Source organism: Neobacillus niacini, from assembly GCF_046591715.1.
GTDB lineage: Bacteria > Bacillota > Bacilli > Bacillales > Cytobacillaceae > Neobacillus > Neobacillus niacini_L.
The window spans coordinates 1,113,493-1,138,817 of the sequence record NZ_JAWVNQ010000001.1; the positions used below are offsets into that span (position 1 = coordinate 1,113,493).

Here is a 25,325-nt window from a genome sequence, read left to right on the forward strand (position 1 = left end):
ATCAATAATCGTAAAGGAAGTGTGATATGGAACCAACTAAAATTTCTCTAACTGCACCAGAAGTGTCCAGTCTATGGACACAATATATGTTTGACTCCATGTCCATTTGTTTTATTAAGTATGCGCTTGAACACGTAAAAGATGAGGATATTGTTGATGTTTATAAATTATCCCTGGAACTTTCAACTAGACATGTACAAAAGGTAAAGGATTTTTTTGCAGGTGAAGGTATCCCTATCCCAAAAGGCTTTACAGATGAGGATGTAAACATTCATGCACCTCGCTTGTTCCAGGATCCATTTTATCTTTACTACATGTACATTATGTCATTGCAAGGGCTGACCGGTTACTCCTTATCACTAAGTACATCAATTCGTGAGGATCTTCGAAAATACTACATAACCTGTAATACTGAAACTATGCAGCTGTTTGATAAAACGATTGATGCTCTACTGACTAAAGGGTTATTTTCAAGGCCAGCTGTCCTGACCCCTGCTGAGGATATCGACTTTATTAAACACCAAAGCTTCTTAACAGGCTGGTTTGGTGAGAAACGTCCCTTAACAGGTATTGAAATTGGGGATATTACCTTTAATATGAATAAAATGCATATGCATGTCGCCTTAAAGGTCGGGTTTAGCCAAGTGGCCGCCTCTAATAAAGTCCGGCAATATATTAACAGGGGTAAAGATATATCAAATAAACACATCGCAGCATTTGGAAAAATCTTTCGCGAAGAAATGTTAAATTCACCGGTATCTTGGCAATCGCATGTAACTAGTTCCACCACATCACCATTTTCAGATAAATGGATGATGTATCAGGTACAGCTCTCTTCCCAAATTGCTATTGCTTTTTATGGAACGGCATTAAGCGTCACATCTAGAGCCGATATTGCGGAGAAATATATCGTGATGGTAAGCGAGCTTGTTAGATATGCTGAAGATGGTGCTAATCTAATGATTGAAAATGGATGGATGGAAGAACCGCCAAAGGCTAGTGACCGGAGAGCGCTAGCAAAAGGAAACAAAGAAGGCATCGAAAATAACCAACATGATAAATAATATCTTAGGGGATAGATATGTAATCTATCCTTTTATTATTTTTGGCAGGGGTATCGTGAGCACAACAAAAAAGCTGGGTTAATGTCCCAGCTTTATTATGTCTACTTACAACATGCATCTGAATAAGCGTCTCTTTTTGTAAGCCAATCCGCAAATAAGAAAATTAGAGCATAAATTGGAACCGAGTAGGCGTAATGCCAACCCGTTAATACATAGTAACCTGCCCAGGAAAAAATAGGTTCGCCAACGAATGCGGTTAAAGCTCCAAAGAACAGCCCTTTCTTCCAAGCAGCTATATGAGGTTTGGTCTGGATGAGAAACATGATGGAAACAGGCAGCATACAAAAATTAAAAGGCAGCCAAGCAGGAAAAGAAGGAGTCAGTTTACCGGTATAATACCAAAGTCCTAACGCCACACCGATATAATCAAGAAATACAGATATTAATATAACAAAAACGCCGGCATATAAAAGTCTATGGGTGCTTTCTTTCTTTCGGTAGAATATCCAGAATCCCCATGCTCCTAGTGATAAGGCAGTAGAAATCCACCAATCCCAATGCAGAAAGGTATCATCTGCCCAAAGTTGAGCATATTCCACGTGTAGTTCGTGAAACTGATGAAATAATCTCCCCACATCCTCCATTTTTTCCGATTTTTCCAATAACCTCACTCCTTAGGGCTTTTTTGTTATTATTCTTTGAACGTAATCAGTTTATTCGATACACATTTGGATGAAAATATTTTTTAAAAAAGGTGAATCAGACGTGAAGGTAGAATAAATAAATGGTGAAAAATCACAATCCAATCACGAAGGAGTTATGTATGTTAACCAAGGAAAAAATAAATGAAATCAAAATGCTTCAGGAAATTTGTGAGAAAGAAGGCAGATTTCAGTTGAAGCTCAATTATGATATGCTGGAAAATAGATCCAAAAACCGTAAGGAAGACTTTTTCTATTATGCAGAAGGCAAACTTATTGGTTTTCTGGGCAGCTATTATTTTGGTAATAAAGTAGAAGTTTGCGGGATGGTGCACCCGAATCACCGGAGAAGAGGGATATTTTCAAAGCTATTAGAAGAATCACTTGAAGAGGCCAAGAAACGAGAAGTGAGAACCATTTTGTTAAATGCTCCAACACAGTCTACATCTGCTAAGGAGTTCTTAAAGAAAATCCCTTGTACCTTGTCGATGGTTGAGTATCAAATGAAATGGGTGAAAAGTGCTGCATTGTTAGTTGATGATGACTCTGTTTCGGTGAGACCCTCTTTTTCTCCAGAAGATTGGGAGGCTGAAATCCAACTTGATGTACAATGTTTTGGGTTAAATGAGAAAGAAGCACGACAATACAAGGCAGAAACTAAAGACTTAAACAGTGATACAAGGTTAATTATTGATGTTGACGGGAAAATTGCTGGAAAAATCCGCCTTTCCGAAATGAATGGAGAGTCGTGGATATATGGATTTTCCGTTTTTCCAGAGCTTCAAGGAAAAGGAATTGGCAGAAAAGCCCTTTCCAAAGTAGTGAAAATGGAGGATGAAAAAGGTCTATCCATTTTCCTAGAGGTTGAGGCAAAAAATGACCATGCGTTAAAACTCTATGAATCATGTGGATTTAGAAGCTATCATTCACAGGATTACTATAGAGTAAATCTATAAACTTAAGGGGGGATATTCCCCCTTTGTTAATTTCCTCTCTCATCTAATTTTTTTGAAAAAAGTAGAGACAAATGAAAACGTTTACATTATAATAATAGTAAGAACTAAGAGAGGGGAATCAAACATGGAACTTTTATTAAAACAATGTGAACATAATCAGACTGAAGAACCTTGTGAAGAGTGTGCCCCAGATAAAGATCGTGATGATAATATTGACCTTTATGAGTATGATTATAATAAAAGGATTTGGTTTTAGGATATCCTCTAAACCTGGCCTGCTAGGATTGAAATGAACAGAGCTGTCGTTAAGACAGCTTTTCTTTTTGGGAAAATAGTGTATTGTTGGAAAGCCTGAATTTGTATTTTTGCCTTACACCCAAATTAGGAACATTAAGTAGAGAAAAGAGGTTTGTAAAACCTCTTTTTCTTTATTGCAGATAATGCCGTAATTCATCAATCTGTCTTCGACTGGTATCAATGACTTCTTCTGCAAGCTGCCTGCTTTTTGGATCTAGGTCACCGCGAACAAGTTCCTCAGAATATTGAACTCCATAATGATCTAAGCCTTTCAAAGCATCCTCAATAATTTCAGATGTATCATCAGGAAGCATGGCATTGTGCATAAAGCTATGCATCGAGCCTGAGAACCCTTCGCTGTCCGCTGGAACGCCGCCTAAATTTTGGATTCGCTCTGCTAGTTTCTGTGCATTCTGCTTTACATCCTGCTGCATGGATTGAAAGATTGTTTTGAGTTGTGTATCTTCAACCCTTTGGATATAGTGTTCAAAGGAACGTATCCCCATATATGTACCTCTTAATAAAGTATTTAATTCCTCAATAATGACTTCATTTGACATTTCCACACATCCTTTCATTCTATTTTGTCACGTTGATTAGTTCTTTTATTCGAGATTTGACAGTATCTCATTCATAATAAAAGAAAAAAGGAAGTTTTACGGAACCCATAATGGGGTTGATTCGTCTAAGGTTTGGAAAGAAAGAGGGGGGTTATGAATGCTTGTGAAAAAGAAAGAAGCAGCGTCATCACCTATTCAGTTCAATCAGTTAACGAATGAAGACAAACTATGCTGGCTGATGGATGAGTACGGAGATATGGTGGTAAGACTTGCGTTCACGTATGTTAAACAAAAACAATTGGCGGAGGATATTTCACAGGAGGTTTTTATCAGCTGTTTCAAAAGTCTGGATACCTTCCAAAATAAAGCATCCTATAAAACATGGCTGTATCGGATTACCGTAAATAAATGTAAGGATTACTTTAGAAGCTGGTCCTATCGAAACATTAGTTATCAAGATCTCTTCCGTTCCATTTTTCCGAGTGGAGAGAAGTCGGCAGAGAACAATATGGTAGAGAAAGAGGAAAGGGAAATAATTTTTGAGAGAGTGTTAAAGCTCCCGATTAAATTGAGAGAAGTCATTATCCTTCAATACTATGAAGAATTAACGGTGAATGAAATATCAGAATTACTCGGTCTTAAGGCCAATACGGTAAAGACCAGGCTTCATCGGGCCAAGAAATTATTACAAAGTTCTTTGAAGGAGGCATCGTTATGGAAGATAAATTAAAATATCCGAAAAATTCTCATATGCGTTTTGACGAAATTCATAAGACGAAAGTATTGGAGGCCATAAAAAATCTTCCTGAAGAGGAACGGAGTGCGGGAAGTAAGATTGTCATGAAAAGATGGGGATATTCTACTATAGCAGCTGCAGTTTTATTTCTACTGTTGATAGGATCGACACATGTTTCTTTAGGAATGGCAAAAGTGGCAGCAAAGATTCCCTATTTTAACTTATTTATTAAACAAACAGAATACAAATATGCTTTGTATGATGTAATAGGGGATGTAATGAATGAAAATAAGTATGATTTTAACAGGTTAGATGTATCCATTCCAGACAGAGAAATTCGTATTGAGATACTCGGTACGAAGGAAGAAGTCAAGGCAATAAAAGATGAAGTGGCCAAAAGCCTTAATAAAGAGTTAGTAGCACAAAATTTTGGAAAGTATGATATTGCAGTTCAAAGAGGCGAATTGCATGAGCCGATCGAGCCCACTCCTGAAGAAATGGAATATGAAAGAAAAAGCATGGAGTTACAACAGAAGGTAGCTGACCTGCTGGCGAAAAATAATTATCAGCCAGCATTTCCTATTGAAGTCCGAATTAATAGCATGGAAAACTATATGTATATTGCTTTGCCTAGTACCGAAAAAAGAGTAGACGAATTAAAAGAACAATTAATTCTGCTCACGAAGGAATACGGTGAATTTAAATATAGAATTACCAGTATCGATATGGCCGCACGAGAACAAGAATTAAGATGGGAGAAAAGTGGTGTTCTTAGCATCCTATTTGGCGGATTGGATGAAAATAAAGCTTTTAAAGTTACAGGATTATCATATTCTTTCCATCCACATCCATTGCAAATGAAAGTAAAGATAGCACTAAAGTCTACTGATTCCGAGGCAAAACAACTAGCAAATGAAATTGAAAATGAAATTACGGATTTTTTACAAACACATGAAATGGCTGCTGAAGTACGAAATGACCCATACGAGTTGATTATCCTTGGGAAGGATAAAAAGCAAATTAATAAATAATGTTTTAGGAAAGGACCGCATCTGGTCCTTTTTCTATTTTTTAAAGACGTGTTGTCCAATTACAAGTGTGGTTGCTCTTGTATCAAGCCAGCGGCTGGCGGCGATAGCAGGATTGTAGAAAAATAATGCACCAGGAGCTAATTGGCGTTGATCCGTAAGAGCTGCCTTTACAGCTTTAATCGATTCCTCATCAGCAGGCTTATTAATTTGACCATTCTTGACAGGTTGAAATTGACCAGGAGCATAAATGACTTCTTTTATGGAATCGGGAAATTGTGGACTTTCAACTCTGTTCAGTACTACACAAGCTACTGCAATTTTCCCCTCTAAAGGTTCTGTTTGTGCCTCAGCTCTTACCAATCTTGCTAGCAAATCAATTTCTGAATCGGAGAGACTACTACGCATAGGCTTTTCTTTAATAGGTTCAATGGGTCTAGAAGAGTTAGCAGGAGTATTAATTTTCTGACCTATGTAAATAAGATTTAAGTTTGAAATTTGTGGATTTGCATCTGCTAGTTCTTGTAAGGTTAAATGATGATCTCTGGCTATACTAGACATCGTATCTCCGGGCTTTACATCGTAAGCGAAAGCAGGGGATGCCAAAAGTAGTGAGAGAGTCAAAGTTAGAAATGTAATCAGTTTTTTCATAATTCTAGTCCTCCAAGCTGTTTTTTGTATTTAAATCTATTACTATGAAGTGAAAAAATAGAATAGTATTACAGTTAAATTACATGGAGAAGACAATTAGAAGTCTAGTGGTTTGGAAGTAAATACCATAGTGGTAGAGTTGGCGGTTGGAATTAATAGGGTTTTTTATGACGGAAATCTTTTATGAAGCCCATACTTCAAAGTTAATGGATAAGTGGTTTTCACGATACTCAAATACCCATATGAATCATTTATTTAGAAGTTACTAAGAATAATTTAGGTAAGTGTAGACACTTAGAGCAAATAAGTTTGTTTCCTGTATTTCTATTGTTACTATAGAAATATACCTTTAAGAAGAAAGGATAATAATAATGGGAACTATTCATATACCTGTATCTGTATTAAACCTGGCCCCAATACGTGAGGGTCAAAACTCGCAGCAAGCTATTGAGGAAATGGTGAGTCTTGCTCAAGCAACCGAGGCAATGGGCTATCGGCGCTACTGGATTGCTGAGCACCATAACACTCCTACTCTCGTTAGTTCAGCAACAGCAATTTTAATTAAACATACATTAGAGCATACCCAAACCATTAAGGTGGGCTCAGGCGGAATTATGCTGCCAAACCATTCTCCTCTTGTGGTTGCAGAACAATTTGGGACGATGGCAACGATTTATCCTAATCGGGTAGAGCTTGGACTAGGCCGCGCGCCTGGAACCGATATGATGACAGCCAGCGCACTTAGACGTTCAAAAAATGATTCGGTTTATACCTTCCCTGAGGATGTACAGGCATTACTTACTTATTTCGGGCCGGAGGAGCACCAAGGGTATGTAAGAGCCTATCCGGGAGTTGAAACCAATGTTCCGCTTTATATTTTGGGTTCTTCTACAGATTCTGCTTATTTAGCGGCAAGCTTAGGGCTTCCATATGTATTTGCTTCACATTTTGCACCTAAATTTATGAGCGAAGCAATTTCGATTTATCGGGAAAGATTCCAGCCCTCTGAATATTTAGATAAGCCTTATATGATGGTTTGCCTAAATGTCATTGCAGCAGAGACTGATGATGAAGCGAAATATCAGCAAACCACCATGCAGCAGTTTTTCCTAAATGTTGTCCGCGGGTCCCGTAATCCATTACAGCCCCCAGTTAAAAGCATGGAGGGTATTTGGAATCCGATGGAGGAGGAAATGGCGAAGTCCATGTCCAGCGTGACTTTATTAGGAAGTAAAGATTCCATTCGCGAGCAGCTCACAAGCTTCCAAGAACGCTATGCTGTTGATGAAATTATGGCAGTGTCTTATATTTATGATCCTGAAAAACAAAAACGTTCGTATGAAATATTTAAAGAAGTTGTTGAAGGGAAGTAGGTTCCCTTTCTTACTTGATTGTGCCCGGAAGCTTGGCTTACCCGCTATCTTGGTCACAATCAAGCAAGGATTGTGACTAAAATTCAGGCTTGCCTTCTATTTGGGACACAATTGAACCATAATTGTGCCTGAAATCCCAGCTGGCCTTCACTTTAGGTCACAATCAAGAGAGGATTCTTCCCGAAAATCCAGCTAACCGATTATTTGAGTCACAATCATGGAATAGTGAAAAATGGCGTATGCATATACGTCATTTTTTTGCGGAAAAACCATTCATTCACGTCACCATCCAATTTCTCATAGGATACTTTAACAAATGCGGGGTGATTTGGGTGAATAAATGGGTGAAAGCTGGTATATTACTATATCTTTCACTATTGTTTTTCGGTAGTTTTCTTGCAATTGGGGTAGTTTGGACAGGAACATTAGATGACAAGTTTCCCTTTATTGATGACATCAAAATCTTCTTATATTACTTCTTCGCAGGCTCGATTGGGGGTTCCTTACGCCATTTGTACATGTTCTGTTCCCACTATATGAAAGATGAATTGAACGACTATCGCCTGTGGATTATGTACATTTTCTATCCAATCTTCGCGACCGGAACAGCGATAGTGGCAGTCACGTTAATTCAAAGTGGAATCTTACTAATCGAGTTCGTTGACTTCGAAGATACCCCATATGCACAAATTAGCTTTGCCTTCTTTGTTGGTTTTGGATTCAACCGATTCGTAAACAAACTAAACGCCCTTTCCAAGAATATTTTTAAAACCAATCCGCAGCAAACAGCAAACAACGATGATAGTAATGAAAATAGCCAGAGTCCTAGTAAATAAGGATTCTGGCATTTTTTATTTACATTGTCCGCCTGAGGTGGACAGTGTCCGCGAGCGGTGACAGGCACCCGAGTCTCCCAGCCAGGTATGAATTTTAATATTAAACGTATATGTAGTATGATGATGATTTTTTATTTGAAGGGAGAGGTGACTGTGTGGTATCAATCTGGGTTTCAAGGCGGCGGTCCTTTTAATCTTTATAGTTATTATGTCGGCTATAACCCTCCAACTTCGGTGAATCCTTATCCGAGGTTTCCGAATATTCATAGCCAGGCATTTTTAAGTCCCTTTACGTTTGTAGTAGGGGATGTTACGATTCAGCAAAATACTTATGTCGCACCATTTGTCAGCATCCGGGCTGATGAAGGGACTCCATTTTACATTGGAAGTAATAGTAATCTTCAGGATGGTGTCATTCTTCATGGCTTAAAAAATAAATACTTTGAAAAGAACAATAAAAAGTACTCAATTTATATCGGGAACTCTGTTTCTTGTGCTCATGGTGCCCTGGTACATGGTCCCTGCCAGGTGGATGACAATGTGTTTATAGGGTTTAAATCTATTGTTTATAATGCAATCATTGGGGAAGGAAGTTTTATTTCCTCCGGTGCAGTGGTTACAAACGGAGTTAAATTAAAACCAAATAGCTTTGTCCCGCCTGGTGCAAACATCGATACACAGGATAAAGCAAACAGATTGTCAACAATACCCGGAACAGAAGAGGAGTTTGCGAAAGAGGTACAGCGGGTTAATTCAGAATTCCCTGCAGCCTACTCATTATACTTTGGGAAAAATAAATGCACGTGCGGTTTAGCTTGTTAAGATCAAAATAACCCCGCTAAAGGAATCAGCAAAAGTATGAGCAGCCCACAGTTACTTACTGAGGGCTGCTTTTGTCATCTCATGTTCACAAAACAGACATATATTTTCATAATTTTCGAAATACATTTCGACAATTATTGGAAGTTTTCTAGTAATATTCTATTCTAAGTCGAGGAATAGAAGAGATTTAAAGTGAATTTTGTTGGATTTAGGTAAAATCAGTCGACCTTTTTCATTTTTCAATAAATAATTTGTTTGGTAAAATGAGAAATATAACCACAAAAAATATACAAAATAAGAATTTTATAGTTGAAAATCAGTAGAATTGTGTAGAAGTTTCACTTGCTGGGCTCCAATTGCAGAAATAGATAGGAGGGCTTTTTATGTATTTCAAAGTTAGTTTTTGGAGAAGATTAACCAAAAAACAAAAATTACGATTACTTGAACAAAAAGCTCACGTTAATTTGATCAATAAAGGATTTATTGCTTGAGAAAGATAACGATTTATTTCAAAACACCGTCATACCATGGACGGTATTTTTGTTTTAATAATATAATGAATTTTTAGTACTTTACCCAGCAACACGGATTTGAAAAAAATTAAGGCAATACTTGAAGGTTAATTTTGAAAGTACAAGGCACCTTTCTGCAATGGAAGGTGTTTTTTACCTATTATTAAAATTTTCATAAAGGATTGAACAATGTAAATCCTCTTATTTCTTGGTATGATAGATAAATATGCAAGTACAATTTAATCATAAAGGCGGGGGCACAATACAATGTACAGCTTTAAGAACGATTACAGCGAAGGAGCACATCCTAGAATCTTACAAGCATTACTTGAAACGAATCTAGAGCAGGACGAAGGATATGGGGAAGACCGATTTTCGCGGCAGGCCATAGAATTGATAAAGGATAAATTGGGAACAGATGATGTGGATATTCATTTCATATCTGGCGGAACACAAACCAATCTAATCGCCATTTCAGCATTCCTAAGACCACATGAAGCGGCAATTGCCGTAAGCAGCGGCCATATACTCGGGCATGAAACTGGCGCAATCGAGGCAACAGGTCATAAAATTCTATCGGTTGAGGGCAAAGATGGAAAATTATCACCATTCGATTTGCAGGGTGTTCTTGACGGTCATCCGGATGAACATATGGTGAAGCCAAAGCTGGTGTACATATCAAATTCTACTGAAATTGGATCCATTTATTCAAAAAGTGAACTCCAAGATTTACATGAGTTCTGCCAGCAAAACCAGCTGATTTTGTTTATGGATGGTGCGAGACTGGGTTCTGCGTTGTGTGCGGAGGAAAATGATATCCAGTTAAGCGACCTACCTAAGATAGTGGATGCGTTTTATATTGGTGGAACGAAAAATGGAGCTTTGATTGGTGAAGCATTGGTGATTTGCACTGACTCCTTAAAAGAGGATTTTCGCTATCATATTAAGCAAAAAGGTGCTTTACTGGCAAAAGGGAGATTAATGGGTATACAGTTTCATGAGCTTTTTTCGGATAATTTATTCTTTGAACTGGCAATCCATGCGAATAAAATGGCTGGCTTGATCAGGGAGGAACTCAATAAAGCGAATATCAAGTTTTTGACCCACTCACCATCCAATCAACTCTTTCCGATCCTGCCGATTTCAGTCATCAACGTGCTGCAAAACAACTATGCTTTCCACATATGGGAGAAGGTTGATTCTGAAAACTCTGCTGTTCGTTTCGTGACCTCGTGGGCAACGAAGGAAGAGGAGGTTATGGGTCTAATTAAAGAATTGAAAAGGCTGCTCTAACGATAAACAATAACGTCTCCTTACTTTGGAGGCGTTTTTTGCATCTATTTTGAATGCTCAGAACGATATCAATTGTCACTTCTATTTCACAGCTATCCCCAAAAGGATACTTTATAATAATAAGTAGGAATTTTTTTTACTTAAGTATGTGAAGTATTGCACAAACACAATCAAAAAGGAGGAGTTGGATGAAGTACAATCATTTATTTTCAAAAGGGAAAATTGGGAGTCTTGTTTTAAAAAATCGCGTTGTTATGCCAGCGATGGGGACTAATCTCGGCGGTCCCAATGGCGAGGTCACGGACCATCAAATAGCCTATTATGAAGAAAGAGCGAAAGGCGGAACCGGATTAATTATTGTAGAATACACATCTGTTGATTATGAATATGGGCGATCAACGTTCAATCAGTTGAGAATTGATGATGACCGTTTTATTCCCGGAATTCACCGGTTAGCAACAGCCGTACAAAAATATGGCACAAAACTTTTTGTACAGCTGCAGCATTCTGGCCGGGAAACCACTTCAATGGTAATCGGCGGGGGCAGGCAAATTGTTGCTCCTAGTCCCGTTACATGTGCAGCAATTGGTGAAGAACCTAGGGAATTAACGACTTTGGAAGTGAAAGAAACCATCAATAAATTTGTTATGGCTGCATTGAGATGTAAACGTGCCGGAGCGGATGGAGTTGAGCTGCACGGAGCCCACGGTTATTTAATTAATCAATTCCTAAGTCCAAACACCAATTTACGGCAAGATGAATATGGCGGCAGCTTTGAAAACAGAATCCGGTTTGTCGAGGAAATTATACTAGGGATTAAGGAAAAATGCGGTCCTGATTTTCCGATTAGCATCCGCCTAAGTGTCGATGAATTTGAAGAAGGCGGAACAACAATAGAATTAAGTAAGAAAATCGCCTGCTACTTAGAAAAAATCGGAACAGACGCCATCCACGCCAGCTGTGGAAACTATAATTCGATGGATAAAATGATTGAATCAATGATGTACGAACAAGGCTGGAGAGTGTATTTGGCAGAAGCAATAAAAGAAGTAGTGGATATACCTGTCATTACAGTTGGTGTCATCCGTGAACCGGAATTTGCTGAAAAAATTCTTGCAGACTGCAGAGCGGACTTTATTGCAATGGGACGTTCCCATCTTGCGGATCCAGACTGGGCGAAGAAGGCGATGGAAGGCCTGGAAAAAGAAATTCGTAAATGTATTTGCTGTCTGCATTGTACAAGGGGCGGTTCTCATGTATCGTGTGCATTAAATGTGAGAACCGGAAGAGAGCTCGAATTTAGGAAGCAAAAGCAGATTGAAGAAAAACGCCATATTGCGATTGTTGGCGGCGGTCCAGGAGGCATGGAGGCTGCGAGAGTCTTAACCCAAAAAGGCTATCATGTAACGATTTTTGAAAAAGATGATAAACTTGGCGGGCAGTTAAATCTTGTGACAGCACCAAAAGCACAAGAGAAAATGAACTGGATGATTCAATATCATACAAATGAAATGGAACGTTTAAACGTGGATGTTCGTTTAAATACCAAAGCTTCCATTGAAAGTATTAAAGCTTTAAATCCATATGCTGTCTTCTTAGCCACTGGTGCCAAACCTATCATTCCTAAAGTCGAGGGATGCGAAAATGCCATTGTTTGTGATTATGAAGATGTTTTAAAACAAAGAATAGAATTTTCTAATAAAAAAATTGTTGTCGTCGGAAGTGGAATGGTTTGCTACAGCGTGGTGAGTCAGTTAGCTGTAAGAGGAAGCGATGTAATCTTGGTTGAAGTATCTACAGAGACTGGCAGTAAAGTAACACCACACACCAGACTAATGCTGATCAATCGTTTGAGGAAGGCAAATGTCGAAATCGTTGAAGGTCATAAAGTAATAAGAATTCTTCCAGCTTCCATTGTAATTGAAGACAAAGGAGAACAACATGAGCTTTTTGTGGATCATGTTGTATTCTCGATGGGTACAGAGTCTTACAATCCTTTAGAAGAACTGTATAGCCAGCATTTTGATAATGTATTTGTAATTGGTGATGCCATTAATCCCGGCTCAATTACAAATGCGATAAAGGATGGATTTGAAAAATCTTATGTGCTCGAATCACTTATTATTAACAAAGATAAAGTGAAAGAATTGGTTGAAGCATATTAATCAAAAAACAAAGAACAATGAAGCGGATTTCATATTTTGATATCCGCTTCATTTGTATATAAACAATTGAGAGAATGTCTTCAATTTGAAAAACTATAAATGTTCATTCATACTTGAACAGGTAAACTAAAGATGAAGGGGTCGTTCCATGCATATTGATGATTTACAAAAATGGGTGTCCAAACTTGGACTTATTCCACATCCTGAAGGTGGATATTATAAAGAAACCTTTAAATCAGATGAACAGATTGGTGACAACGAGTTATCAGTCAATTTTGAGGGAAAACGTAAGCTTTATACGAGTATTTATTTTTTGTTAACCTCTGATGATGTGTCTCATTTTCACCGCCTTAAATCAGATGAACTTTGGTATTATCACGGCGGCAGTTCTTTAAGTGTTCATATCATAGATGAGACTGGAAAATATCAGGAAATCAAGCTGGGAATGAATCTTGATGCAGGTGAAGTGCCTCAATACTTAGTGAAGAAAAATTCTATTTTTGGATCATCTGTTGCAGAAAAGAATACATGTTCATTAGTAGGGTGTATGGTTTCACCTGGATTTGAGTTCCAAGACTTTGAACTGTTTACACAAGATGAGCTCCTACAAAAGTACCCTGAGCATAAAGAAATTATCATTAAATTAGCTTATCAACAGCTGCCAAGCTCAAAGCAGTAAACTTTCCTATTGACCAAGTCAATGGGTTTTTTTATGATGACAAATTCTAGCAGGATATCCCATAGAATCCTTTTCTAAATGAAGTTAATAATAACGTTAGATTATTTTAGAAAATGGGTGAATAAGCATAATGGGTGAAAATGCACTGAAGAGTAAACGAAGAGGGTTGTCGGCGTGGCAGCTAACGATGATGGCGCTAGGGAGCGTAATTGGGGGTTCTTTTTTCCTCGGGTCTTCTGTTGCCATTAATGCAGCCGGTCCCTCGATATTATTGTCGTATATTTTAGCCGGCGGGCTTGTGTACTTAATCCTTTTTGCATTGTCTGAGATGACCGTAGGAAATCCTACCGTGGGATCTTTTAGTACATTCGCAGCACGTGAACTTGGACAAGGCACAGGCTTTGTAGTCGGCTGGCTTTATTGGACAGGGACCGTTCTATCCATGTCGAGTGAAGCAACAGCTATTTCACTATTAGTTCGTGAATGGTATCCGAATGTATCTATTGCCTGGTTAGGAGGATCGATTATTGTTGCTGTAACACTGCTGAATTTGTTAGGTGCAGATAAAATAGGGAAGCTGGCAAGCGGGTTATCAGCCATAAAAATCTTCGCAATTATCTTTTTTATTCTCGCTGCTTTGGTATTAATTTTAGGATTTATGCCTGGCACACCGGCGATTGGTGCTGGCGAGTTAGCAAGAGAACCAATCATGCCCGGCGGGATACAGGGGATTGCAGGAAGCATGCTGCTAGTGGTTTTTGCGTACGCCGGCTTTGAAATCATTGGTTTAGCTGCAACGGAAACCGAAAATCCAACTGAAACGATTCCAAAAGCTATTCGTTATACCGTTTTCTCACTAGTGGGATTGTATATATTGTACGCTGTTGTGCTGCTGCCGCTTATTCCAACAGCAGACCTTAGTGAAAATGTAAGTCCAATGGTCGCCTCATTAAATCGCTGGGGAATAGGCTGGGCAGGTACGGCACTTAATCTTGTACTAATATCAGCAATCCTTTCAGCGATGCTGGCATGTATTTTTGGTTTGGGAAGAATGATTCGCTCTCTAACGGATGAAGGGCATGCACCTAATTGGCTGAAGGATAAAAGAGACGTCCCTTACCGTGGGATCTTATTTTCCGGATTATCGATGCTGATCGGATTATTTTTTGGTCTCCTCTTTCCAAGGGCCTATTTAGTATTGATTACCTCAGGCGGCTTTGCGTTAATCTTTACGTATGCCGTCATCATGGCAAGTCATATTCGCTATCGGAAAAGGGAAGGCTGTCCCCCTGGGGGGATTTGTCAAATGCCTGGATTTCCATTGACCTCTTGGATTGCCTTAGTAAGCTTAATAATAGTTTTATTATGTATGCCATTTATTCCGGGCCAGACAGCAGGGCTGGTAACAGGGAGCAGTATGGTCGTTGCGTTTTCCCTCATCTATTATGTGATGTATTATCGGAAACGCTCTAAATCGGAAGAACGATCAAAAAGAGGACTTACACCAAGTGAATTCCAGCCAAACTTTGCTGCAGAATTCTCCGAAGAGCTAACTGAAAAAGTTGACGAAAATAACAGGGATTAATAAACTGAAAGAGGTTTCTTATCAAACAAAAATGTTAGGGTGAAAGTAAAAAGCATGAAACAAAAAGAACCTCTTTTAAACTTTGAATTTGCAGATTCTAATGGAAATATAAAACCTTTACTATTTCAAAATCCGGTTCGTGTGATTACCGCTTCCAAGCTAGAAGACGTTCTGCCTAGTTTTCAGCTTGTTCAAGAAGCTGTTAATAAAGGTTATTACGCTGCTGGATTTCTATCCTATGAAAGTGCTCCCGCCTTTGACCCGGCATTTAAGGTCAGAAGCGGAGGCTCATTTCCTTTGCTTTGGTTTGGTATATTTTCAGAACCTGATAACACGGAGCTGAATAGTAACGGAGAATTTACGGTTTCTGACTGGAATCCGTCTATATCTATGAAACAATACAATCAAGGAATTGCCTCGATAAAGAAATCCATTCAGTCCGGTGATACATACCAGACGAATTATACCATTCGTCTCCATTCACTTTTTTCTGGTGATAGTCTTGCGTATTATAAGAGGTTGAAAAAAGCACAAAACTCTAATTATTGTGCCTATATACATACAGGTGAACAGAGTATATTGTCTGCTTCGCCAGAATTGTTTTTCCACCTCGAAAACGGGAAAATTACAACGCGTCCTATGAAAGGAACCATAAAAAGAGGTAATACATCCGAAGAAGATGCTCATAATGCAAACTGGCTGCTCCATTCTGAGAAAAATCGTGCTGAGAATCTTATGATTGTTGACTTGCTTCGCAATGACCTTGGAATGATTGCACAATCTGGTACAGTTTCGGTTGAAAAAATATTCGAAATCGAAAAATACCCAACCGTACACCAGATGACCTCTACGATATCAGCACAGATTTCTGAAACTACCACCATCGTTGATATTTTTAAGGCTCTTTTCCCTTGCGGGTCGATTACAGGAGCACCTAAAATAAGCACAATGAACATTATCGCGGAGTTAGAAAATGAAAATCGTGAGGTTTACTGTGGCGCAATTGGTTATATTACTCCAAACAAAGAAGCCATCTTTAATGTACCGATTAGAACGGTTCTAATTGACCATCAAACTGGGCGTGGTGTCTATGGTGTGGGTGGAGGAGTGACTTGGGATTCGACGACTGAAGGAGAATACGATGAAATTCTTGCGAAGGCAAAGCTATTAGAGGTAAAACCATCAGACTTTCAGTTGCTAGAAACACTATTACTAGACAATGGAAATTATTTTTTGCATAAAGAGCATGTAATACGTCTAGAGAGGTCAGCACAATATTTTGAATTTCCTCTGGAAAAGAGCAAAATAACCAAGGCGCTGCAAAAATTTAGAGATTCAAATCCGAATGGTTTGATAAAGGTTCGATTGCTCTTGGCGAAGAATGGGGAAATAACTATTGAGGGTCAACCGATTACTCAACAGGATACAATCGTAAAGGTAACAGTAGCGGACAGTCCTGTAGATAAATCTAACGCCTTTCTGTACCATAAAACAACTAATCGTGAGATTTATGCAAAATTTCAACAACAGATTCCATCTCATGCATTTGATATTTTGCTTTGGAACAATGAAGGTGAGTTAACAGAGTTTACGAATGGCAATATAGTATTGGAGATAGAAGATAGATTATGGACTCCGTCAATAGAGAGCGGATTATTGGCTGGTACATTTCGAGATCAGTTAATAAAAACGGGAGAAATCCATGAAAAGATCCTGACACACTCTGATTTAAAAAAGGCCTCGAGAGTTTGGTTTATTAACAGCGTAAGAAAATGGAGAGAGGTCCATTTCATTTAAAATTCATTTCCTTGACAGCATGTATGATTTGTTAATAAATTTGGATTGAAAATCTTATAAAAACCATGCTACTATGTAAAAATCAGTGTATAGCGATAGGTGAAGTTGCCGATTGGTTTCCTTAAAAAATCAATCGGCTTTTTTGTTGATAAATTCATTCTATATCTAATAGTTTCTCTTAAAAGCTTAAGAATATCTTAAGGATTCTATGAAACTTTTCTTAAGTTTTTGTATGTATAGTATATACAAAGGAGTTTTCTTGAAACTTTTAAGGAGGCTGATGATAGTATGGAAAAACAAGTTTATATTCTTTTAACGAACACGAATTCTTTTTTAACAAAATTAATAAAGCTGTATACGAAAAAACCATATAACCATGCTTCGATTGCCTTTGACACTCATTTAGCAGAGGTATACAGCTTTGGGAGAAAGACAGCCCGAAATCCATTTATTGGAGGATTTGTTAAGGAAAATGTTAGGGAGGGGCTATTTAAGCAAGCTGAATGTGCCCTTTATTCGATTACGGTAACCGAGAGGCAATTCCAAAAGATGAAGTACTGTTTACAACAAATTGAAGCACAAAAAAGACAGTACCGTTATAATTTTTTAGGTTTATTTGGAGTTATGTTTGATAAGCCAATAAAGAGAAATGATGCTTTCTTTTGTTCTCAATTTGTAGCCTTTTTACTTAAGGAATCAATGGTCATTCAATTCCAAAAGCCTATTTCCCTTATATCACCACATGATTTACAATGTGTTCCGAATGTCCAATGTGTGTATGAAGGAAAGCTGAAGGATTATCAGAATGAGATACAAACACGAACGCAGCCTGCTCGATTGCAAATAGTCATATAATCATACAATAGGAGACGAGAGGCTTTCAGTAATAGAAAAGGACATACACCTAATCCCCGAAGATAAATAAGATATTCTTAGCCCTGCTGTGTAGGAGAAAGAGAATCTGAGGAGTGGTGTAGTCGTGTTTTACCATATAAAGGAATTGCAATACAATGCCAAGCCTGAAAGACCTGATGTGTTCATGGCAAAATATATTCAAGAATTAATTGGTGGTCAATTCGGAGAAATATCGGTTGCGATGCAATATTTATTCCAAGGCTGGAATGTTAGAGGCAATGGGAAATATAAAGATTTGTTAATGGATACCGGTACAGAAGAATTAGCTCATATTGAAATGCTGGCAACCATGGTAGCTAGATTATTGGATGGAGCACCGGTTGGCGATCAAGCGGTGGCTGCTCAGGATCCAATCATTGGCGCAGTGTTAGGTGGAATGAATGTGCAGCATGCCATTGTTTCTGGCCTCGGTGCAATGCCCGCAGATAGTGTAGGAAATAGATGGAGAGCTGAGTATATAGCAGCCAGTGGTAACTTACTTGCAGATTTTCGCGCAAATCTAAATGCAGAATCACAAGGCAGACTGCAGGCAGTTCGTATTTACGAAATGACCACCGATCCAGGTGTAAAAGATATGCTATCTTGGTTAATAGCGAGAGATACGATGCACCAAAACCAATGGATTGCTGCGATTCAAGAGTTGGAGTGCAAAGAAAATATTGTCGTTCCAAGTACCTTCCCTCGTCATCTCGAAAAAAGGGAGGTTTCACATGTCCTCTTTAATTTCTCAGCTGGCAATGAAAGTGCCACAGGCCGGTGGGCGAATGGACCAAGTATTGATGGTGAAGGAGTATTCCAATTTGTTGAAAATCCAGTACCGCTTGCTCCGAAACCAAAATTAAAACCAGCTCCGCCTTATATCCACGATACTCTGCCTGCAGTTATAAAGGATTTGCCTAATCCTGGGAGTATCCCGCCAAGTATGTGTTGATTGCTATTAAAAAAAGACAAAAAGCCCAATCACTCGAAATTATTCCCGAGCGTTGGGCTTTTGTTAGAATCCCTTTATTGCCTCATGCTTATATCCATTCTGCGTGGCATAGACTTCATACCAATCATATTTCGGGGCTTTAAACCATGCATACCTTGGTAAATACACTAGGTATCGCGTATTGCCTTCAGCATCAAGTACAGATTTAAAGATGGTGACAGTGCCAAATCCAAAGGTTCTATCTAAATAACCTTCCATTCCATCTCGTATGATACTTTTCATTTCTTCCTTTTCCTGCTTATGTAGTTCCAGCACACCATCAACAAACATACTCAATAAGACCAAGGTAATTAGAATTAGAACGAAAATGATTAATTTAATCAAAAGAACATCCTCCCGCCTATTATTATATATTCCTCTATAATTTTACATTCGAAGAGTGACCGAAGGTGTGATAAAAATAACAGGGCAGTCAATTGTAGATAATTTTTTCTATACAAATTCGAAAAAGGCTAACACGCTGGTCGTGCTAACCTTTGTTTTAGATTAGATTATTCCCCTTTAATGATCTTGGAGCGATCTTCCATCTGCGGCGGTTCCTCAAACCAGCCGTTCTTAATCTTCAGCTTAATTCCTTCCTGTGCGTAGAAATAAACATCTTTGGCTAAGAAGGTTGATTTTACGGAAATATCCTTCCTCATACTAAAATAAGAACCGAAACTATTTCCTACCAAACCAAATCCATTTAACAGGTAAATACAATGCATCATCAGCTTATCAGAGAAGGGAGGCATTGTTGATGTTGTTACAGTACATCCGGAAGTAGCGGAAAACTGGACATCACTTTCAAGCAGAATTTTCTCCATTACTTTGATCTGATTCTTAGCTAGCTCTTTTCCTTTCACAAAATATTCCTTTACTTCTTTATTTTTTGCACATTGAGCAAAACCGGTAATGAGCTGCAGTCCAATATTATTTGTCTCTATCCCATGATGAAGAATCCCAAGCTCCATATCATTTAAAGCCCGTTTGTCCCCAAAAGGATTTAAGCCATCCAAGTAGGTTTTACTTTTTATAAATTCATTTGTTTTCGGCATTGTTACTTTTGGCGGCAGAGTTAGTATCCCCCTTTCAAGCAAGTAAAGGGTAGACAACTTATAAATTTTCTGAGTTACGGTTGTAAGTCCCTCATAAATTTGCATAACTTTATCATTATATGACATATTCATATTAATGGTGTACATGCCCATGCTTACCTCTTTTAATATTCGGACAAACATGACATCAAAACCATTGTCAAATAATTTTGGGGCTTCTAGGTAAACATCTTGACTTGTATAACCAATTGGTTTCACCATTCCTTGCTGCTCAAATAGCTGCTCCATTTGCAGTACATAGAAATTTAACTCCTGCCACAACCCGCCAAGTATATTTGAGGCTTGCTGATCATCAGATTTTTCGATAAAGTGTTCCAGCATTCTCATAATAAGAGTCTTTTCTTCATAAGTTAGCCAAAGTGTACCAATCTCTGATGCACTTAAAGGGTTTGTTAAGATCAAAATGGTTCCTCCTGTTATGTGATCATAATACAATTATCCATAATTTACCCAATTCTGTATAAAAACATTAATTTTGTGAAAAATTTAATTTTCATACACCCTGACTTTACTTGCATTTTCTCAATATATATAAGGTGAAATTTGAACAAGGGAGGATCATAAAATGTTAAAAATAACACATGCAGCAGGACATGCAGGTGTCACACCAGGGAAGAGGTCGCCTGATGGATATACAGAATGGCAGGTTACGAGTGAGATTGTGAAGCTTGTGATGCTCGAACTAGAAAATTATGAACAAGTCATTCAAAAACGGATTGATGATTCAACTGGGAAAATCGATATTCCGCTAAAAAACCGTTGTGAACTTGTAAATGACTGGGGAGCAAATGTCCACATTGATTACCATCTGAATGCTTATGGATCTGGCTGGAACAATGCTGGCGGTATTGAGACATACACGTACACTACAAAGCCAAAAGAGGCAGCACAGCTAGCAGAAAAAATACAAAAGAATCTAGTGGTCGAATTAGGATTTCGTAACCGTGGAGTGAAAACAGCAGATTTCCAAATATTAAGAGAAACGAAAATGACAGCTATATTAATTGAATTCGCGTTTATGACTAACCAACATGAAGCGATGAAAATGAGAACAGCCCAGTATCAGAAAAAAGCAGCAAAAGCGGTTGTGGACGCACTTGCTGCACAGTATCGATTGAAAAAGAAACAAGTCGTATCTGCTGGTACGCTTTACCGTGTACAAGTAGGAGCATTTTCTGATATCAATACTGCAAATGACCTTGCCGAAGAGTTAAAAGCAAAAGGATATCCTGCCATTATCGCTGCTTTATAGTAGTAAATGTTGAAATTAATAGGTCTATAAGTCTAGCAAATAGTTATAACTATCTATATATCTGCATATGATGAATGTGCAAGCTATGATAATTCAAAGTATAATAGTTTTATGAATGACTAGAGGAGGTTTTTATAATGGATTTCATGAGTAGAGTAGCACCCGAACTAAAAGAAATACTTACGGCTTTCCCGCCGCTGAATCTTCCTGAAGGATTAGAGGCAGCTAGACAAGCTCCCGCCATTCCAATCGAAAAACTTGAAAGCGTTAACATTTCATCCCGCGTGATACCTGGAGGTGATGGCCAGGATATGAAGGTAAAGATTTATGAACCCGTTTCGAGAGTTGCGGAAAAACTTCCAGCACTGTTGTTTATTCATGGTGGTGGTTATGTTTTAGGAGATGTGGAGGGATCAGATGGCGACTGCCAGCACTTTGCTGAAGAAGCTCACTGTGTAGTCGTATCCGTGGATTACCGTCTTGCTCCTGAGCATCCATTTCCGGCGCCGCTTGAGGACTGTTATGCTGCTTTGGTTTGGATGACCAATGCTGCGGATGAACTGAAGATTGATGTTACTAGAGTTGCTGTCGCGGGACAAAGTGCAGGGGGTGGTTTAACCGCTGCGTTAAGTCTATTAGTGCGAGATCGCAAGGGGCCGGCTATCACTTTTCAAATGCCATTGTATCCGATGATTGATGACCGAAATGTTACACCTTCTAGTTATGAGATTACTGACGAACGTGCCATCTGGAATCGCGGCAATAATTTAGCAGGCTGGAGAATGTATTTGGGTGAACATGCTAACGGAGAAATCTCACCATACGCAGCACCAGCTCGTGCAAAGAATCTTTCTAACCTGCCGCCAACATTCACTTGTGTTGGTCAATTAGATCCTTTCCGTGATGAAACGATTGAATATGTTGCAAAATTGGCACAAGCAGGGGTACCAGTGGAATTTCACCTCTATCCAGGTGCTTACCATGGTTTTGAACTTTTAAATCCAACCTCAGAACTTGGGAAACAAGCTAAAAATGAATATGTTCAAGCATTGAAAAAGGCCCTCGAGCCGCAGCCTGAATCAGTAAGTGTCTAATAGTAAAGCGTAATGGATGATCTACTCCATTGCGCTTTTTATTTTACAGCTAAGACCTTGAATATTAGAATTAATAATAAGCTTACTGAGATTCTTTTACAAAGGGAGGATAAGCTATGATTGTTAGCGCTAAAGAATTTATTATCAATAGTTTACGTTATTCGATAAGATCTGCCGCCGAGAAAGATGCGAAAGGTTTGTCTGACGTAAGAGTACAGATTGATGGCGAAACAGAAAATTTAGATAGAGAACCAGGTGAGGCTTACATAAATGAAACAAGTTTTAAACGGATAATTAAGGAGGATTCAGAACGGGGAAACCATCTATTTTTAGTAGCAGAAGTGAATGATAGAATAGTAGGTTTTTCAAGATGTGAAGGGAATCAACTGAAACGTTCCTGTCATAAAGTAGAGTTTGGTGTTTGTGTATTAAAAGAATATTGGGGATATGGGATTGGAAAAAAGTTTTTAGAAGAATCTATCCGTTGGGCAGACATTGCTGGGATCAAGAAAATAAACCTAAATGTTCTCGAGACAAATGAAAATGCAATAAAGCTATATCGAAATTATGGATTTGAAATAGAAGGAATTCTGAAAAATGACAAACTTTTATCTGATGGAAATTATTATAATACCATTTTAATGGGCAGGTTAATGCAGTCATAATATCGGGTATTAAGTGATTAAATGATAAAGTGGATGGTCTAATTATAGGGGAATTGGATGGTTTAGAAAAGTTCAAGTTGCGCTATTATTATATAGAAAATAGCACGATAAAAATACGAGGTGCAGCATGGAGATATTATCTATTATAGTCGTCTTAATCCTAATTGTTGCTGTGGTTTCAACCCTGGCATTAACAGGGAAGCCAGATGAAAATTATAGCGGTTCTACAAAAAGGAATACAACCAATTTAACATTAATATATGTGGTGATTATTTTTATAGCATTAGTTTCCTTAGGAATTTACATTTGGATGACTTAGAGCGGGTAAAAGGATCAGAAATTATCTGATCCTTTTCATTTCTTTGTAACTTTCTTTATAGCATCCGCAAATCTTCTTATACCTTCATTAATAGTTCCTTCTCTTTCCCTAGAAAAAGTAAAACGGACAAATCCTTTCTCAGAACCCATTGTTGATCCAGGTACATAAATGACACCGCGTTTAATAGATTCCTCTAGCAATTGAATTTCATTAAAGTCTTTATTTATCCGGCACCAGATATGTATTCCGCCTTTAGGAATATAAAAATTCACTTGGTCTTTTAGATAAGTTTGAAGGCTGCTGACAATTTGATTCCTTCTGCTTTCTAACTGAATTACTAAATGCTTAATATGTGATTCGAAATTATTCGAATCGAGAAAGTCATTTGCAATCCATTGGGTGTAACTGGCATGTCCAAAATCGACTTGCTGCTTGGCATCCGATAACCTTTCGATGACCGCTTTAGGTCCTATTATCCAGCCTATCCTCAAACCTGATGCTACGATTTTTGTGAGTGAGCTGATATATAACACATTCCCAGTACGATCTAAAGATTTAAGAGTTTGGATCTTTTCGCCTGTAAAAGACGTTAAACTATAGGGATCATCCTCAACAATCGGAATTCCAAATTCAGATGATATTTCCAAAACCTTATTACGCCGCTCTTCAGACATTACCGTACCTGTGGGATTTTGGAAAATAGGATTTAAAAAAATCATTCGAATTCGGTGTTTTTTATACAATGTTGTTATTTCATTTGGGTTTATTCCATCCCGATCTCCTTTTAAATAAAAGGTTTTGATGCCGGCGGATTGGAACACAGGCAGATTGTAATGATACGAAGGATTTTCAATTGCAACTGCATCACCTGGTTGTAACAAGCATTGAACAACTAGATGCAAAGCTTGCTGTGCACCTGAAGTAACTAAAATAGAAGTTGGGTTTGTTTCAATATTTCGGGAATTTTTTACATGGCGGGTTAGGGTTTCCCGAAGAATCACATTGCCTTGAGGATGGTCATAACCCAATGATCCAATAAAGGATCTGTTAGAAGTAATTTCACGTAATGACTTCATCGGGAAAAGGTCCTGAGACAATTCTCCACTAGCTAAATTAATCAAGTTTTGTTCTGTCATTTCTTTATGGATTCGTTGTGTTACAGGTAAGTTAGGCAGAAACGAACCTGCTTCAATGTACCGGTTCCAACTTGGAATTCGTTTCTTGGAAATGCCCCAGATATCTTTACTTACTGTTGTTCCACTGCCTCTATTTCTTTCGATTAACCCATTTGACTCCAATTCGTCATAAGCAGCTACCACCGTGCTTCTGTTTATCCCGAATTCTTTCGCTAAACCTCTTTCAGAAGGCAAGGGCTTATCGTGTGGAAATGTTCCATCAGCAATTCCAGTCTCAATATATAATGCTAGTTGTTTATAAATAGGTGTTTTTGACTCTCGGTCTGGTTTCCAATCCATTTAATCATCCTTTAATTTAGTTCTCATCCTTTCTATTGTATCCTTTTTTTACGACTTCACCTAGAGAAAGGACTCTATGTTTCAACTCATTGTTGAAATCTAAAAAGCCAATCACCATTTGATTATCTTCCGTGAGGGTCGCATATCTGAAATGCTCATTCCCATTTATGATATAAGCTTTTTCTTGAATTGCCTCCATTTTTGCAAATACATATTCACTGTACTCAAGCGGCAGAAAATCATCGATTCCGTCAATTGGTCTCCCAACCCAGTTATATAGGAAATCTTTGATTGTAAATCGCTCTATCTTTGATAGTTTTTTCTTGAATGCTAGCTTATCTACAGTAACGGTGTTCAACTTAATCACTCCTTAAATAGTAGCTAAAGTTTATACTTTCAATCTACGAACATCAACTCTATTACAGTAACAGAATATTTACAGTTTGATTGCGAGGGAATTCG

Annotated in this window: 26 protein-coding genes; 19 read left to right on the top strand and 7 right to left on the bottom strand. The window is 38.2% G+C overall.

Going from position 1 to position 25,325, the window contains the following annotated elements; translation table 11 throughout:
- Positions 1 to 26: 26 nt before the first annotated feature.
- A complete protein-coding gene (locus tag SFC47_RS05425) occupies positions 27 to 1,064 on the top strand; it encodes a DUF3231 family protein (protein ID WP_411253218.1) in 1,038 nt (345 codons plus the stop codon).
- Positions 1,065 to 1,165: 101 nt separating this feature from the next.
- On the opposite strand, the gene SFC47_RS05430 is transcribed toward SFC47_RS05425, so the two are convergent.
- Positions 1,166 to 1,726, bottom strand: a complete 561-nt coding sequence (locus SFC47_RS05430) for a CBO0543 family protein (RefSeq protein WP_411253219.1) — start codon at positions 1,724 to 1,726, stop codon at positions 1,166 to 1,168.
- Positions 1,727 to 1,887: 161 nt separating this feature from the next.
- Between SFC47_RS05430 and SFC47_RS05435 the strand changes: the two genes are divergently transcribed.
- Together SFC47_RS05435 and SFC47_RS05440 are read left to right on the top strand one after the other, a co-directional pair.
- Complete coding sequence (locus tag SFC47_RS05435) at positions 1,888 to 2,721, top strand: GNAT family N-acetyltransferase (protein ID WP_411253220.1); 834 nt, start codon at positions 1,888 to 1,890, stop codon at positions 2,719 to 2,721.
- A gap of 124 nt (positions 2,722 to 2,845) precedes the next feature.
- A complete protein-coding gene (locus SFC47_RS05440; RefSeq protein WP_411253221.1) occupies positions 2,846 to 2,977 on the top strand; it encodes a hypothetical protein in 132 nt (43 codons plus the stop codon).
- 172 nt (positions 2,978 to 3,149) lie between these two features.
- On the opposite strand, the gene SFC47_RS05445 is transcribed toward SFC47_RS05440, so the two are convergent.
- Positions 3,150 to 3,578 (bottom strand): ferritin-like domain-containing protein, encoded by a 429-nt coding sequence (locus SFC47_RS05445; protein ID WP_411253222.1) that lies wholly within the window; start codon positions 3,576 to 3,578, stop codon positions 3,150 to 3,152.
- 157 nt (positions 3,579 to 3,735) lie between these two features.
- On the opposite strand from SFC47_RS05445, the gene SFC47_RS05450 reads away from it, so the two are divergent.
- Both SFC47_RS05450 and SFC47_RS05455 read left to right on the top strand, forming a co-directional pair.
- Positions 3,736 to 4,308, top strand: a complete 573-nt coding sequence (locus tag SFC47_RS05450) for a sigma-70 family RNA polymerase sigma factor (protein WP_411253223.1) — start codon at positions 3,736 to 3,738, stop codon at positions 4,306 to 4,308.
- On the top strand, positions 4,293 to 5,345 hold the full coding sequence (locus SFC47_RS05455; protein ID WP_411253224.1) for a DUF4030 domain-containing protein: 1,053 nt from the start codon (positions 4,293 to 4,295) through the stop codon (positions 5,343 to 5,345). Before SFC47_RS05450 ends, SFC47_RS05455 begins: the two co-directional genes overlap by 16 nt.
- Before the next feature lie 33 nt (positions 5,346 to 5,378).
- On the opposite strand, the gene SFC47_RS05460 is transcribed toward SFC47_RS05455, so the two are convergent.
- Entirely contained in the window at positions 5,379 to 5,966 is a 588-nt protein-coding gene (locus SFC47_RS05460; RefSeq protein ID WP_411253225.1) for a cell wall hydrolase, read from the bottom strand.
- A 398-nt stretch (positions 5,967 to 6,364) separates the two neighbouring features.
- Between SFC47_RS05460 and SFC47_RS05465 the strand changes: the two genes are divergently transcribed.
- From SFC47_RS05465 to SFC47_RS05510, 10 genes are all read left to right on the top strand, one after another.
- A complete protein-coding gene (locus SFC47_RS05465; RefSeq protein WP_411253226.1) occupies positions 6,365 to 7,366 on the top strand; it encodes an LLM class flavin-dependent oxidoreductase in 1,002 nt (333 codons plus the stop codon).
- A 332-nt stretch (positions 7,367 to 7,698) separates the two neighbouring features.
- Entirely contained in the window at positions 7,699 to 8,202 is a 504-nt protein-coding gene (locus SFC47_RS05470) for a hypothetical protein (RefSeq protein WP_411253227.1), read from the top strand.
- 153 nt (positions 8,203 to 8,355) lie between these two features.
- Positions 8,356 to 9,024, top strand: coding sequence for an LbetaH domain-containing protein (locus SFC47_RS05475; protein WP_411253228.1), 669 nt, complete (start codon positions 8,356 to 8,358; stop codon positions 9,022 to 9,024).
- Between the two features lie 779 nt (positions 9,025 to 9,803).
- Positions 9,804 to 10,829, top strand: coding sequence for a threonine aldolase family protein (locus tag SFC47_RS05480; protein ID WP_411253229.1), 1,026 nt, complete (start codon positions 9,804 to 9,806; stop codon positions 10,827 to 10,829).
- A 188-nt stretch (positions 10,830 to 11,017) separates the two neighbouring features.
- A complete protein-coding gene (locus tag SFC47_RS05485) occupies positions 11,018 to 12,994 on the top strand; it encodes an oxidoreductase (protein WP_411253230.1) in 1,977 nt (658 codons plus the stop codon).
- A gap of 148 nt (positions 12,995 to 13,142) precedes the next feature.
- Positions 13,143 to 13,673, top strand: a complete 531-nt coding sequence (locus SFC47_RS05490; protein WP_411253231.1) for a cupin domain-containing protein — start codon at positions 13,143 to 13,145, stop codon at positions 13,671 to 13,673.
- Between the two features lie 130 nt (positions 13,674 to 13,803).
- Positions 13,804 to 15,258 (top strand): amino acid permease, encoded by a 1,455-nt coding sequence (locus SFC47_RS05495; protein WP_411253232.1) that lies wholly within the window; start codon positions 13,804 to 13,806, stop codon positions 15,256 to 15,258.
- Positions 15,259 to 15,312: 54 nt separating this feature from the next.
- On the top strand, positions 15,313 to 17,055 hold the full coding sequence (gene pabB / locus SFC47_RS05500; protein WP_411253233.1) for an aminodeoxychorismate synthase component I: 1,743 nt from the start codon (positions 15,313 to 15,315) through the stop codon (positions 17,053 to 17,055).
- A gap of 288 nt (positions 17,056 to 17,343) precedes the next feature.
- Positions 17,344 to 17,910, top strand: coding sequence for a hypothetical protein (locus SFC47_RS05505; RefSeq protein ID WP_411253234.1), 567 nt, complete (start codon positions 17,344 to 17,346; stop codon positions 17,908 to 17,910).
- 124 nt (positions 17,911 to 18,034) lie between these two features.
- Positions 18,035 to 18,901, top strand: a complete 867-nt coding sequence (locus tag SFC47_RS05510) for a manganese catalase (RefSeq protein WP_411253235.1) — start codon at positions 18,035 to 18,037, stop codon at positions 18,899 to 18,901.
- Positions 18,902 to 18,964: 63 nt separating this feature from the next.
- On the opposite strand, the gene SFC47_RS05515 is transcribed toward SFC47_RS05510, so the two are convergent.
- Positions 18,965 to 19,285 (bottom strand): hypothetical protein, encoded by a 321-nt coding sequence (locus SFC47_RS05515; protein WP_411253236.1) that lies wholly within the window; start codon positions 19,283 to 19,285, stop codon positions 18,965 to 18,967.
- 167 nt (positions 19,286 to 19,452) lie between these two features.
- Positions 19,453 to 20,460 (bottom strand): DUF3231 family protein, encoded by a 1,008-nt coding sequence (locus SFC47_RS05520; protein ID WP_411253237.1) that lies wholly within the window; start codon positions 20,458 to 20,460, stop codon positions 19,453 to 19,455.
- A gap of 163 nt (positions 20,461 to 20,623) precedes the next feature.
- Between SFC47_RS05520 and SFC47_RS05525 the strand changes: the two genes are divergently transcribed.
- From SFC47_RS05525 to SFC47_RS05540, 4 genes are all read left to right on the top strand, one after another.
- Positions 20,624 to 21,310 carry an N-acetylmuramoyl-L-alanine amidase gene (locus SFC47_RS05525; protein WP_411253238.1) on the top strand — a complete coding sequence of 229 codons (687 nt, stop codon included), beginning with the start codon at positions 20,624 to 20,626 and terminating at the stop codon, positions 21,308 to 21,310.
- Between the two features lie 137 nt (positions 21,311 to 21,447).
- Positions 21,448 to 22,404, top strand: coding sequence for an alpha/beta hydrolase (locus SFC47_RS05530; protein WP_411253239.1), 957 nt, complete (start codon positions 21,448 to 21,450; stop codon positions 22,402 to 22,404).
- Between the two features lie 116 nt (positions 22,405 to 22,520).
- Positions 22,521 to 23,069, top strand: a complete 549-nt coding sequence (locus SFC47_RS05535) for a GNAT family N-acetyltransferase (RefSeq protein ID WP_411253240.1) — start codon at positions 22,521 to 22,523, stop codon at positions 23,067 to 23,069.
- A 127-nt stretch (positions 23,070 to 23,196) separates the two neighbouring features.
- Positions 23,197 to 23,388, top strand: coding sequence for a hypothetical protein (locus tag SFC47_RS05540; RefSeq protein WP_411253241.1), 192 nt, complete (start codon positions 23,197 to 23,199; stop codon positions 23,386 to 23,388).
- A gap of 35 nt (positions 23,389 to 23,423) precedes the next feature.
- On the opposite strand, the gene pdxR is transcribed toward SFC47_RS05540, so the two are convergent.
- Together pdxR and SFC47_RS05550 are read right to left on the bottom strand one after the other, a co-directional pair.
- Entirely contained in the window at positions 23,424 to 24,863 is a 1,440-nt protein-coding gene (gene pdxR, locus SFC47_RS05545) for a MocR-like pyridoxine biosynthesis transcription factor PdxR (RefSeq protein WP_411253242.1), read from the bottom strand.
- A gap of 16 nt (positions 24,864 to 24,879) precedes the next feature.
- Positions 24,880 to 25,221, bottom strand: a complete 342-nt coding sequence (locus tag SFC47_RS05550) for a hypothetical protein (protein ID WP_411253243.1) — start codon at positions 25,219 to 25,221, stop codon at positions 24,880 to 24,882.
- Positions 25,222 to 25,325 lie beyond the last annotated feature (104 nt).